This is a genomic window from uncultured Kluyvera sp. (assembly GCF_902485085.1).
In the GTDB taxonomy this organism is placed as follows: domain Bacteria; phylum Pseudomonadota; class Gammaproteobacteria; order Enterobacterales; family Enterobacteriaceae; genus Kluyvera; species Kluyvera ascorbata.
Window position 1 is genome coordinate 23254 of the sequence record NZ_CABTJS010000050.1, and the last position, 12769, is coordinate 36022.

The 12769-nt window shown below is 52.3% G+C and carries 12 protein-coding genes; 6 read left to right on the plus strand and 6 right to left on the minus strand.

From position 1 onward, the window contains the following. Nucleotides 1–109: 109 nt before the first annotated feature. The 3 genes from cstA to RDN66_RS06380 all read left to right on the plus strand — a co-directional run bounded on the left by cstA (nucleotide 110) and on the right by RDN66_RS06380 (nucleotide 3743). Nucleotides 110–2215, plus strand: coding sequence for a pyruvate/proton symporter CstA (gene cstA, locus RDN66_RS06370; RefSeq protein ID WP_308537706.1), 2106 nt, complete (start codon nucleotides 110–112; stop codon nucleotides 2213–2215). 76 nt (nucleotides 2216–2291) lie between these two features. Beyond that, nucleotides 2292–2489, plus strand: coding sequence for a YbdD/YjiX family protein (locus RDN66_RS06375; protein ID WP_035895883.1), 198 nt, complete (start codon nucleotides 2292–2294; stop codon nucleotides 2487–2489). A gap of 93 nt (nucleotides 2490–2582) precedes the next feature. Next, nucleotides 2583–3743: a pyridoxal phosphate-dependent aminotransferase gene (locus tag RDN66_RS06380; RefSeq protein WP_202216250.1), complete on the plus strand. Its 1161-nt coding sequence runs from the start codon at nucleotides 2583–2585 to the stop codon at nucleotides 3741–3743. On the opposite strand, the gene RDN66_RS06385 is transcribed toward RDN66_RS06380, so the two are convergent. From RDN66_RS06385 to RDN66_RS06395, 3 genes are all read right to left on the minus strand, one after another. Continuing rightward, entirely contained in the window at nucleotides 3744–4370 is a 627-nt protein-coding gene (locus RDN66_RS06385; RefSeq protein ID WP_202216249.1) for a ParB/RepB/Spo0J family partition protein, read from the minus strand. Continuing rightward, on the minus strand, nucleotides 4355–5578 hold the full coding sequence (locus tag RDN66_RS06390) for a phosphoadenosine phosphosulfate reductase (RefSeq protein WP_202216248.1): 1224 nt from the start codon (nucleotides 5576–5578) through the stop codon (nucleotides 4355–4357). The genes RDN66_RS06385 and RDN66_RS06390 overlap by 16 nt, the downstream gene beginning before the upstream one ends. 110 nt (nucleotides 5579–5688) lie before the next feature. After that, a complete protein-coding gene (locus RDN66_RS06395) occupies nucleotides 5689–6615 on the minus strand; it encodes a LysR substrate-binding domain-containing protein (RefSeq protein ID WP_202216247.1) in 927 nt (308 codons plus the stop codon). 775 nt (nucleotides 6616–7390) lie between these two features. On the opposite strand from RDN66_RS06395, the gene ahpC reads away from it, so the two are divergent. Together ahpC and ahpF are read left to right on the plus strand one after the other, a co-directional pair. Next, nucleotides 7391–7954: an alkyl hydroperoxide reductase subunit C gene (gene ahpC, locus RDN66_RS06400; protein ID WP_035895873.1), complete on the plus strand. Its 564-nt coding sequence runs from the start codon at nucleotides 7391–7393 to the stop codon at nucleotides 7952–7954. A gap of 181 nt (nucleotides 7955–8135) precedes the next feature. Continuing rightward, nucleotides 8136–9701 carry an alkyl hydroperoxide reductase subunit F gene (gene ahpF, locus RDN66_RS06405; protein ID WP_308537709.1) on the plus strand — a complete coding sequence of 522 codons (1566 nt, stop codon included), beginning with the start codon at nucleotides 8136–8138 and terminating at the stop codon, nucleotides 9699–9701. A gap of 98 nt (nucleotides 9702–9799) precedes the next feature. Here the strand turns inward: ahpF and uspG are convergent, their stop codons facing one another. After that, nucleotides 9800–10228 carry a universal stress protein UspG gene (gene uspG, locus RDN66_RS06410; protein ID WP_115074585.1) on the minus strand — a complete coding sequence of 143 codons (429 nt, stop codon included), beginning with the start codon at nucleotides 10226–10228 and terminating at the stop codon, nucleotides 9800–9802. 169 nt (nucleotides 10229–10397) lie between these two features. After that, the gene (gene rnk / locus RDN66_RS06415; protein ID WP_035894344.1) at nucleotides 10398–10808 is read right to left on the minus strand and encodes a nucleoside diphosphate kinase regulator; all 411 of its coding nucleotides are present in this window, start codon (nucleotides 10806–10808) and stop codon (nucleotides 10398–10400) included. 234 nt (nucleotides 10809–11042) lie between these two features. On the opposite strand from rnk, the gene RDN66_RS06420 reads away from it, so the two are divergent. Further along, a complete protein-coding gene (locus RDN66_RS06420; protein WP_202216245.1) occupies nucleotides 11043–11873 on the plus strand; it encodes an alpha/beta fold hydrolase in 831 nt (276 codons plus the stop codon). A gap of 39 nt (nucleotides 11874–11912) precedes the next feature. On the opposite strand, the gene rna is transcribed toward RDN66_RS06420, so the two are convergent. Continuing rightward, complete coding sequence (rna, locus tag RDN66_RS06425; RefSeq protein ID WP_035894341.1) at nucleotides 11913–12713, minus strand: ribonuclease I; 801 nt, start codon at nucleotides 12711–12713, stop codon at nucleotides 11913–11915. Nucleotides 12714–12769: the final 56 nt, after the last annotated feature.

Here is a 12769-nt window from a genome sequence, read left to right on the forward strand (position 1 = left end):
TAAATGTCGGGTGCTGTTCCTGTTCATATTCGTTTCAAGGTTGTTAAATCAAGTGTGCTTGCATGGACACAAAATGTAACATCCTCTGCTACTGATACGGACAATAACTATGAACAATTCAGGGAAATACCTTATATGGGCGTTACTCTCCATTGTCGGAGCGTTTGCCCTGGGCTACATCGCCCTTAACCGTGGTGAACAGATCAACGCGCTGTGGATAGTCGTGGCGTCGGTCTGCGTTTATCTCATCGCCTATCGTTTTTACGGCCTCTATATTGCGAAAAAGGTGTTGCAGGTTGACCCGACGCGCATGACGCCTGCCGTGCGTCATAACGACGGCCTCGACTACGTGCCAACGGACAAAAAGGTGCTGTTTGGTCACCACTTTGCGGCAATTGCCGGGGCGGGCCCGCTGGTGGGGCCGGTGCTGGCGGCGCAAATGGGCTATCTGCCTGGTATGCTCTGGCTGTTAGCCGGGGTGGTGCTGGCCGGTGCGGTACAGGACTTTATGGTGCTGTTCGTCTCTACCCGTCGTGATGGCCGCTCGCTGGGCGAGTTGGTGAAAGAGGAGATGGGGCCGGTTGCTGGCGTAATTGCGCTGGTGGCGACCTTTATGATCATGGTGATCATTCTGGCCGTACTGGCGATGATCGTGGTGAAAGCGCTGACCCACAGCCCGTGGGGAACCTATACCGTTGCCTTTACCATTCCGCTGGCGCTGTTTATGGGGATTTACATTCGCTATCTGCGTCCGGGACGCATTGGCGAAGTGTCGGTTATTGGCCTGGTGCTGCTGGTGTTTGCCATTATTTCCGGCGGTTGGGTGGCGGCAAGCGAAACCTGGGCGCCGTGGTTTGACTATACCGGCGTACAGCTGACCTGGATGCTGGTGGGCTACGGCTTTGTGGCTTCTGTTCTGCCAGTATGGCTGCTGTTGGCACCGCGCGACTATCTTTCTACCTTCCTGAAAATCGGGACTATCGTCGGGCTGGCGATTGGTATTCTGATTATGCGCCCGACGCTGACCATGCCAGCGCTGACCAAATTTATTGATGGCACTGGCCCGGTCTGGACCGGCGACCTGTTCCCATTCCTGTTTATTACCATCGCCTGCGGCGCGGTTTCTGGCTTCCACGCGCTGATTGCCTCCGGCACTACGCCGAAGATGCTGGCGAACGAAAACCAGGCCTGCTTTATCGGCTACGGCGGTATGCTGATGGAATCCTTCGTCGCCATTATGGCGCTGGTTTCCGCCTGTATTATCGACCCGGGCGTGTACTTTGCGATGAATAGCCCAATGGCGATGCTGGCACCGGCCGGTACCGTCGACGTGGTAGCTTCTGCGGCGCAGGTGGTCAGTAGTTGGGGCTTCGCGGTGACGCCGGACCTGCTGCATCAGATTGCCAACGAAGTGGGTGAACAGTCGATTATCTCGCGAGCGGGCGGTGCGCCGACGCTGGCGGTGGGGATGGCCTATATCCTTCACGGGGCGCTGGGCGGCCTGATGGACGTGTCGTTCTGGTACCACTTCGCCATTCTGTTTGAGGCGCTGTTTATTCTGACGGCGGTGGATGCCGGTACCCGTGCGGCGCGCTTTATGCTGCAGGACTTGCTGGGTGTTATCAATCCAGGGCTTAAACGTACCGATTCTCTGCCGGCTAACCTGCTGGCGACGGCGCTTTGCGTGCTGGCCTGGGGCTACTTCCTGCATCAAGGGGTAGTTGACCCGCTGGGCGGCATCAACACGCTGTGGCCGCTGTTCGGGATTGCTAACCAGATGCTGGCAGGTATGGCGCTGATGCTCTGTGCGGAGGTACTGTTCAAAATGAAACGTCAGCGCTATGCGTGGGTTGCGCTGGTGCCAACGTCCTGGCTGCTGGTGTGTACGCTGGTGGCGGGCTGGCAGAAATCGTTCAGCGAAGATACCCGCGTGGGCTTCCTGGCGATTGCCAACAAGTTCCAGGCGATGATCGACAGCGGCAATATTCCGCCGCAGTACACCGAGTCGCAGCTGGCGCAGCTGGTGTTTAACAACCGTCTTGATGCCGGTCTGACCATTTTCTTTATGGTGGTGGTTGTGGTGCTGGCGCTGTTCTCACTCAAAACCGCGCTGGCGGCGCTGAAAGAGGACAAACCGACGGCCAAAGAGACCCCGTACGAGCCGATGCCGGCGGATGCGGAGAATCTGGTGGCGCAGGCGAGACGCGCGCATTAATGTCTTTACGTGCTAATTGATGATGTTGTAGCCCGGCCGAGCGCAGCGACGCCGGGTTTACCCAAAGGACAAAACGATGTTTGATACACTCTCGAAAGCCGGAAAATACCTCGGTCAGGCGGCCAAAATGATGATAGGCGTGCCGGACTACGATAACTACGTCGAACATATGCGCATCACGCATCCTGACCAGACGCCAATGACCTATGAGGAGTTTTTCCGCGACCGCCAGGACGCACGATACGGCGGAAAGGGCGGCGCGAAGTGCTGTTAATGTTTTATTTAGACATCTAAACGTCTCGATTGCCAAACGCGTTCGCCGTGTTATATTGATGTTAATTTTGGCATCACGAGCGGCAGGCGCAGAATGACGAATAAGCAACTCATCCCACAAAGCAAGTTACCTAACCTCGGTACCACCATTTTCACCCAGATGAGCGCGCTGGCGCAGCAGCACCAGGCGATTAACCTCTCACAGGGATTTCCCGATTTTGATGGCCCATCTTATCTTCAGGCGCGTCTGGCGCACCATGTTGCCGCAGGCGCGAACCAGTATGCGCCGATGACCGGCGCGCTGGCGCTGCGTGAAGCGATTGCCGAGAAAACGCTCGCGCTATACGGTCACTCGCCGGATGTGAATAGCGACATTACGGTCACCGCCGGGGCGACCGAAGCGCTGTACGCCGCGATTACGGCGCTGGTGCGTAACGGTGATGAGGTTATTTGTTTCGACCCAAGCTATGACAGCTATGCCCCCGCGGTCGAACTTTCCGGCGGCATCGTCAAGCGTATCGCGCTACAGCCTCCGCACTTCCGCGTCGACTGGCAGGAATTTGCCGACACGCTTAGCGATAACACCCGTCTGGTTATCCTTAACACCCCGCATAACCCTTCGGCAACCGTCTGGCAGGCGGCAGATTTCGAGGCGCTCTGGCAGGCGATTGCCGAGCGGGAAATCTACGTGCTCAGCGATGAAGTGTATGAACATATTTGCTTTAGCGAAGCCGGACACGCCAGCGTGCTGGCGCATCCGCAGCTTCGCGAGCGGGCGGTGGCGGTTTCATCGTTTGGTAAAACCTATCATATGACCGGCTGGAAGGTAGGGTACTGCGTCGCACCCGCGCCGATAAGTGCCGAGCTGCGTAAGGTGCATCAATATCTGACCTTTGCCGTTAATACCCCAGCACAGCTGGCGCTGGCGGATATGCTGCGCGCTGAACCTGAGCACTACCGGCAGTTGCCCGATTTTTATCGGGCGCGCCGTGACTTGTTTATTGATGCACTCAGCCAGAGCCGACTGAAGCTGCTGCCGTGCGAAGGAACCTATTTCCTGCTGGCCGATTACAGCGCGATTTCTGACCTTGATGATGTCAGTTTTTGCCAGTGGCTGACCACCGAAGTGGGCGTCGCGGCGATTCCGCTGTCGGTCTTCTGCGTGGCGCCGTTCCCGCATAAGCTGATTCGTCTGTGTTTTGCCAAACAGGAAGCGACGCTGCTGGCCGCCGCCGAGCGTCTGTGCAAGCTGTAGCTATTTAACCGTCCAGGCCTGTGAGTACTGGCGATTGCCAAACAGTTCACACAGGCCGTTAATCTGCTTCAGACGCAGAATTTCATCGGCATCCATGCCCAGTTCCTGACCGATTTTCTCATCTTCCCAGCCGAGCTGGCTCAGCTCGCGCACGATGTCGGACATCGCGCCTATCTGATGGCGACCGCGTGCACGGTTGTGGCGAATGGTAGCCGCCATCCGGGATGGCTGCGAGCGATCGCTCTTCTCTAGCTGTGTAACCGGTAGATAACCGTGAAAGCGTTTTTTCAGCGATGCTTTTGACTGCGAGAGTAGATGGCGGTGGAAACCATCAACAATTTCATAGGTGTGGTTATTTTTCTCAATTACCACAATAGGTTGAGTAAAACCGTCGGCTTCCAGTGATTTGGTCAGCAACCGTTTTTCCGGCGGTGCCATATTGTTGGGGTTGTAGTTATTCGGTGAAACCTGCTCTTCTTTCACCCACAATACGCAGTCAATTGGCTGGTCGCGAAATGGGCTCTCCTCATGCAATGCTTGTCGAAACTGGTTAATTGCTTCGATTTTTTCATCATCCGTTAAGGTCTTTAGATAGCCTTGCAGTTGGGCAATCAGTCTTTGTTGCATAGTAACCCCCATTGTTGACGCTTCTGTCCCATACGCGCGCGATATCGTTGATAGTGGCTGGCTTTTGTTGGGCTGAAAGAGAGCATCCGGCACCAGTAATCATTGTTTAATAAGACTTTGCAGATTCGTCGCCATGATGGAATGTCTTTAGCGCCGAGGTCCTTCTCCTGGCTATCCGGGATATCTTCCCATCCCTGTTTTTGATACCAGTGAAGATAGACGGCTATTTTGTTGCGATAGTGCTCGGCGGTGGCTTCCGGCATGCTGTACAGCAGGAAATGAGCGTAGCTACGCCAGCTGTAATTCTCCGGTTTTTCGATTTTGCGATGGCCGTAGAACTGATTATCCTGACCGGCATAAATACCACCGCTGTGCGCGCCGCTCACCCGCTGGCACATTGCGGCCCAGCGTTCAGGCTCCAGGACGTGATAGAGCCACAATCCCTGGCGCTGCTCCGGCCCAAAAGGCTCGCAGATACGCATGTAGCGCAGCGGCACACCCGCCTGATACATCAGGTCATAGAGCGGGTTGTAGGGCTGCTTACTTTTGGCAAACCAGGTCCAGATATCCGCCGTTTTCCAGTCATAGATCGGGTAGATGTACCAGGCATGATTGCCCGGCGCGACGGTAGTCCAGGGCTTATCATCGGCAAAACGGCGTTTGCGCTGCGAGGCGATGGTCAAAAAGCGGTTGTAAGATTCGTCGGCACGAATCCCTACCATCACGGCGGCCGGGCGCTGCTGTGAAAACCAATCGGCAAACTTCTGCACAAACAGTTCGAAAGACATGCCCTGTTCATAAAAAGGGAAAAAGTCGGGGTCGGTGATCGCATCTTCTGGCGGCTGGCGCACCCATTTGGCGCCTGGCTCCCAGCACTGCCACTCGGGATTAAATTGGGTCAGTGAGTTTTGGGTTGTCAGCGGTAGAGCGACCCAATAAAAGGTCTCAATGACGTCACTATAGCGCGCGCGTAATTTCTGACAGTGGGTGATGGTATAGGAAAATTGAGCTTCCCAATCTATAAACAGCACGCTGAATTTCTTGCCATTCTGGCGGGCCTGTTCTGCCGCTAAATGTAGCATTACCGTTGAATCTTTTCCGCCGGAAAAAGAAATACAAACGCGGGGTAAGTTATTCAACGTCCAGTTTATTCGTTCCCGACTAGCCTCCAATACGGAGAGAGGTAAGGGGAGTTTTGTGATTGACATAAATCAGCAATCCTTTATGGCGATGATGTCTAAAAAGATGCTGGTTATAGTACGCTATTATGAGGAGTAATAAATAAGATAATATATTTTCTATAAATATGTGTTGCATTTTAAATATCGGTTTCATGAATGAATTTGTGATGCTTAACTTTTTTCATAATGTCTGAAAAAACAGGTGAACTCAGCGATGCACGGCTATAAACCATGTATATGGTAAACGTAGGAAGTGGTGAAAGGCCTGATATTTCTTTTAGATTAAGCGTGTCTTTCAATAATTCGTACATAAGTTTTGGGACAAAACCTACCAAATCACTCTGACGGATTATACTGAAAATCGTCATCAGGGAGGATGAGGTAAAGGCGATATCTTTTTCAGCTAAGCCTGCGACATTGTGGGTCGTTCGAAATTCTTTGACCTGCTGTGCATGGGTTTGAAATAGTGCAAACCGTTCCTTTACAAGATCTTCTGGCGTTGCGGTATTATTCAAACGAGGGTGATCTTTACGGCATACCAGTACGACCGGACATTCCCAAAACGGTACGCTTACGAGCGCCCGATTGTGGCAAGCCTCCATGGTGAAGACCACGTCAGCTTTGCGATAGTTCATCATCTCTTCAATATTATCCGTTCCCGCTGCAGTATCATGGTAAACCACCTCAAGATTGGGCTCTTCAAGCAGGATGTTCATAAAGCGGATCAACTTTGGCGAGGCATGAAGCTGTGGACCGTAAACGACAAAACGTTTTTTGAGATTGCTTTTTTCCGTAATGTTAATCGTTTGTTCAATACTGTTCAGGTTTTCTACCAGATGGAGATGTAAATTTTCTGCCACGGTGGTGGGAGAAATACCTTTTCCTGAACGAACAAATAAGGGGTCATCTAACTGAATGCGTAGCCGCTGTAGCGACTGACTGACCGCAGATGGCGTGATAAATAATGTTTGCGCTGCTTTGCTGATGCTCAGATTTTGATAGATACATTCAAAAATAACGAGCAGATTGAGATCGAATCTCTTGAGATTATAGAGGTTGGCCATTGTTATTCCTTATGTTGAATGAAGCTCTCTTTTGCTCCATCCGTCACAATCCATGTGTTCGAAAAACTACAATGTGGTTAAACTATTTCTAAATATATATCATAAAACTCCGTTTATCCACTGCTAATGAAAGTAAGCTTATTATTCTGAATTTAAATATAATTAATGTAACAAATACTTTGTTTCAACATAATATGGTTTTTGTTATATTCAGTCCTCTATATAACGATATGCAAAATATTATTGTCCTCTATGTAAAATGTCTGGGTATTAAGTTGACGATTCGACAACCTACCCATTTCACCCACTTCGCCGCGACCTGTTCGAGGACACCTTTATCGCGCTAAAACGATGGTGGTAAAGAAGACTTTTTCATGGAAAAGCAATGTAAAATCAGTGGGTAATCTGCAATAAACGGCGTAGCCTATCACAGCCATAGAGAAGATCGACGGCAGGTTGATTGCCCTTTGTGGACCCGGGTGATGTAATCAAGACGCTGTTAACACCTTTGTTTAGGGTGATAGAGAGCGCAACAACATGCCAGCGCTGCTGGCGCTGAATTCACCTGCTGGGAATTCAGGTAACAGGGCCGCCGTGTTGCGGCCTTTTTACGTTTGAGGATGAGCGAATCGTGCGCACTCTCAACATGGGTTCACAAAGCTGTCTTGTTCCGGTTGTTAGATAACGCTTATTGATTTGATAATGTAAACGCATTGGTCGAATCAGGAAAAAGTCGTTAACTTAGACCTCAACGAAAACACGGAGGAAGTACTCGATGTCTTTAATTAATACTAAAATCAAGCCTTTCAAAAACCAGGCGTTCAAAAACGGTGAATTCGTAGAAGTTACTGAGAAAGATACCGAAGGTCGCTGGAGCGTCTTCTTCTTCTACCCGGCTGACTTCACCTTCGTATGCCCAACCGAACTGGGCGACGTAGCAGACCATTACGAAGAACTGCAGAAACTGGGCGTGGACGTGTACTCCGTATCTACCGATACCCACTTCACCCACAAAGCATGGCACAGCAGCTCTGACACCATCGCGAAAATCAAATACGCGATGATCGGTGACCCGACTGGCGCCCTGACCCGTAACTTCGACAACATGCGTGAAGATGAAGGCCTGGCTGACCGTGCCACCTTCGTTGTTGACCCACAGGGTATCATCCAGGCTATCGAAGTTACCGCTGAAGGTATCGGCCGTGACGCATCTGACCTGCTGCGTAAAATCAAAGCGGCTCAGTATGTTGCTTCCCACCCAGGCGAAGTTTGCCCGGCTAAATGGAAAGAAGGCGAAGCTACTCTGGCTCCATCTCTGGACCTGGTCGGCAAAATCTAAGTTGTCTGCTCGATGGCACGGCACTGGCCTACAGTATGTAGGCCGGATAAACGCAGTGCCATCCGGTATCCCACAGGCGCACTTCTGCGCCTGTTTTATTCCAGCATCATGATGCAAGTTGCTTACACGCAGCTCGTATCTGGCCGCTTGCATGATGATGTTTTAAGCCCAGGAGATAAAAATGCTCGACACCAACATGAAAACCCAGCTCAAGGCTTATCTTGAGAAGCTGACCAAACCTGTTGAGCTGATTGCCACGCTGGATGACAGCGCAAAATCGGCAGAGATCAAGGAACTGTTGGCTGAAATCGCTGAACTGTCAGACAAAGTCACCTTTAAAGAAGACAACACGCTCGCGGTACGTAAGCCATCGTTCCTGATTACTAATCCAGGTTCCCACCAGGGTCCACGCTTTGCAGGTTCCCCGCTGGGCCACGAGTTCACCTCGCTGGTGCTGGCGCTGCTGTGGACCGGCGGCCATCCGTCGAAAGAAGCGCAGTCTCTGCTGGAACAGATCCGCGATATCGACGGCGATTTTGAGTTTGAAACGTACTACTCGCTCTCTTGCCACAACTGCCCTGACGTGGTGCAGGCGCTGAACCTGATGGCGGTACTGAATCCGCGCATCAAGCATACGGCGATTGACGGCGGGACTTACCAGAACGAAATTACCGATCGTAACGTCATGGGCGTTCCGGCGGTGTTTATGAACGGTCAGGAATTTGGTCAGGGTCGCATGACGCTGGCGGAAATTGTTGCCAAAGTGGATACCGGCGCGGAAAAACGTGCAGCGGAAGAGCTGAACAAACGTGACGCTTATGATGTGCTGATCGTCGGCTCCGGCCCGTCCGGCGCTGCGGCAGCGGTTTACTCTGCGCGTAAAGGTATCCGTACCGGTCTGATGGGCGAGCGTTTTGGCGGCCAGGTGCTGGATACCGTCGATATTGAAAACTATATCTCGGTGCCAAAGACCGAAGGTCAGAAGCTGGCAGGCGCATTGAAGGCGCACGTGAGCGAGTACGACGTGGACGTGATTGACTCCCAGAGTGCGTCTAAACTGATTCCTGCCGCGGTTGAAGGCGGCCTGCATCAGATTGAAACTGCCTCTGGCGCGGTGCTGAAAGCACGCAGCATTATCATTGCGACCGGTGCCAAATGGCGTAACATGAACGTTCCGGGTGAAGATCAGTATCGCACCAAAGGTGTGACCTACTGCCCACACTGTGACGGCCCGCTGTTTAAAGGCAAACGCGTGGCGGTGATCGGCGGCGGTAACTCCGGCGTGGAAGCGGCTATCGATCTGGCCGGTGTTGTTGAACACGTGACTCTGCTTGAGTTTGCGCCAGAAATGAAGGCTGACCAGGTGCTGCAGGATAAAGTGCGCAGCCTGAAAAACGTCGACATTATTCTGAACGCGCAGACCACTGAAGTGAAAGGCGACGGCAGCAAGGTGACCGGACTGCAATATCGTGACCGTGTGACCGGCGATGAGCATCACGTTGCGCTGGCGGGTATTTTTGTCCAGATTGGTCTGCTGCCAAACACCAACTGGCTCGAAGGCACCATTGAGCGCAATCGCATGGGCGAAATCATTATTGATGCGAAATGCGAAACTAACCTGAAGGGCGTATTCGCCGCGGGCGACTGCACCACCGTGCCGTACAAACAGATTATTATCGCCACTGGCGAAGGTGCGAAGGCGTCACTGAGTTCATTTGACTACCTGATTCGTACCAAAACTGCATAAAAAAGAAGACAATGCCTGCAATGTCAAAGGCCACCGAAAGGTGGCCTTTTTTTATACGTTAGCTATTTCCCGGCGGTATTTCGCCTGGCCGGGCTACATTATCTGACGACTAAAACGGGGATGTGCGCGTGGCGGATAACGCTTGAGGCGTTAGAGCCAAGAAGGTGCGTGCTGATGGACGGGTTACGTGAACCAATGACGACCATATCGGCATTCAGCTCTTCCGCCAGCTCATTGACCGCATCGCGAACGCTACCGAGACGAACGTGAAGCTTAATGCGGGAAGGATCAATAGAGAAATGGCTCACCATCGTGGTCAAGCGGCTTTCGGCTTCTTTCTGCAAATGCTCTTCAAAGCGTCGTAGATCGGCGGCAAAACGGCTCATGGTGTAGCTTGCCGATGCGGGCAACACGTGCAGCAGATGGATAATCCCCTCCTGCTGAGCTAAAAATTCAGCGTGACGAACGGCTTTGTCACTTAACTCCATCTCAAAAACATCAACTGGCATAATGATTGTTTTGTACATATGGCTCCTCCTTGTCTTTGTGGAACTATCAGAACACATAATACGTTCTGAATATGTCATTTAGTTCGCAAAATAGTTTATCGAGGACAGGGGAGTTGTAAAGTTTCGTTAGGCGGGGCAAAACAGAAAGAGGATGCATAACATCCTCTTAATTGATTAACGCGGAAGGTTAGCGATGAAATTCGCCCGCCGCTTCCGGCTGATACAGTAGTTCAAGAACTTCCAGGTGGGTTGAAGTACCGCCCGGTAACTCCCAGTGAATCGCACTGCCTGCACGCAGGCCAAGCAGCGCTGCGCCAACGGGCGCCATCACCGAAAGCTGGGTGCTGCTGTCGGTCATCTGTGCCGGGAAGACCAGCGTGCGGACACGCTCTTCACCGGTCGTGAGATCGCGGAATCTGACCTGGCTATTCATACTCACTACATCATGCGGCATGTCCTCAGGGGCACACATCTGGGCACGATCCAGTTCGTCGTTTAGCGCGTTCGCCACCGGGGAATTTGCGTAAGCAGGTTGCTCAAGCAGGCGGTCGATACGCTCGGCATCGAACTCATTAATAATGATGGCAGGTCTGGTCATTATTTACTCCATGTCTATCGATTATCCAAAAGAAAACCCTCACCGCCAGCGGCAAGGGTTCATCTCATCCCATCATACTGATCCTGGCGTCAGGTTTGAAGTGATACAGCGCACATTCGAAGATGGCAATAATCTTCGTTGTGTGAATTTTATGCGAAATACCTCGCAATCTATAAATCTGGATTATTCTTTTTAGGCTGCACCTGGCAGCGTCCTTCCTGTACAGGAGATCGTATGAGTGGTTTCGATAAACTGACCCTGAAAGATGGTAGTTATCTCTGGTTTAAAGATTGGGGGAGTGGACAGCCAATTGTATTCAGCCACGGCTGGCCGCTGACGTCTGATGCGTTTGAGGATCAGATGCTGTATCTGGGGTCAAAGGGATATCGGGTTATCGCCCACGACAGACGAGGCCACGGACGCTCGGCGCAACCCTGGGATGGGCACAATATGGATCAGTATGCGGACGATCTGGCAGAGCTGACGGTTCACCTTAATCTGAAAGACGCGGTGCACGTTGGGCACTCGACCGGTGGCGGTGAAGTTGCGCGCTATATTGGTCGACACGGTACGCAGCGAGTGGCGAAGGCAGTGCTGATTGGCGCCGTAACGCCCATCATGGTTAAGACGGACTTTAACCCGAACGGCGTGCCGCTTGAGGTGTTCGATGGTATTCGTGACGGCGTGATTAACGATCGTGGCGCATTCTTCTACGAGCTGACGGCGGCGTTTTACGGCTATAACCGTCCTGGCGCGAAGGAGTCGAAAGCGGTGCGTGAAGGCTTTGTTGAGCAAGGACTTCAGGGCTCGATTAAGGCGCTATATGACTGTATCAAGGCCTTCTCGGAAACCGACTTGCGTGAGGACCTGCGCAGAATGACCATCCCGACGCTGGTGATTCACGGCGATGATGACCAGATTGTGCCGTTTGAAACCTGCGGCAAGGTGGCGGCTGAAATGTTGCCAAACGCGGAGCTGAAGGTGTATCGCGGCGGATCGCACGGGATCTGCACCACGCACAAACATCAGATCAATGAAGATCTGCTGTCGTTTATCGAGCAATAGTATGAATTGCCCCCGAGAACCGGGGGCATTACCGCATGTTTAGTAACCGATTTTATCCAGAACGAACTGTTTGCCACAGTTGCCGGGATGCGGCTGCGGGAGCAGCGAATCTGCCGTCAATGGGTTGTTGATGCTGGCAGATTTAATCGCAATCTGCATTTCGGTCAGATAAGCCGGATTGCCGTTGCACGTTAGTTTCACTGCCTTGACACTCTCTTTGCCGAAGGCGCGGGCGACCGCATCGTCAAAGCTTGCACGGGTGACGGTTTTGCCATAGTTGGCGGCAAGGAACTGGCCGAGCGCGCTTTGTTTCACTTCGCCGTTCAGGCGCACCATTGTGCCGAAATAGGCATCCGGATCAAAACCAAAGCAGACGCCGTGTTTTGCATACTCGTAGCGCTCAAGACAGGTGTTCCCACCGCTACCCGGCATCACCTGATTGAGCTTATTGGCGACTTCCAGCGATAAGCCGGTCTCTTCAGCGGCGCATTTGCGGCTGGCTTTTGCTTCCGGCATGTTTGGAATCGGGCGGGTTGCGCAGCCAAACCGCATCCAGCGATTGTTATCGACACCACGAGAGGCAATTGAGCCCGGCAGGCCAGGCCATAATCCATGTACGGTGAGGTAATCGGCCTTGTTTACGGCCTCTTTTTGTTGCTGGCATTCCAGCGGTTCGTTGCGATTCCTATCATGCTGGCTCTGGCAAAAACCGGTTTGCCAGGAGAGTGCCAGGACGTAACGGTCGAAGTCGCCATATTGTGTAGGCTCCAGCGGGGCAGCATGAAGGCTGCCAGCGCAGAGCAGCAGCGCGCATCCTGACACAATATTCTTCCTTAACATATTCCTGACTCCACGGTTTAATTCATTTAGTGACGTTATTACATAATAAAATAAGG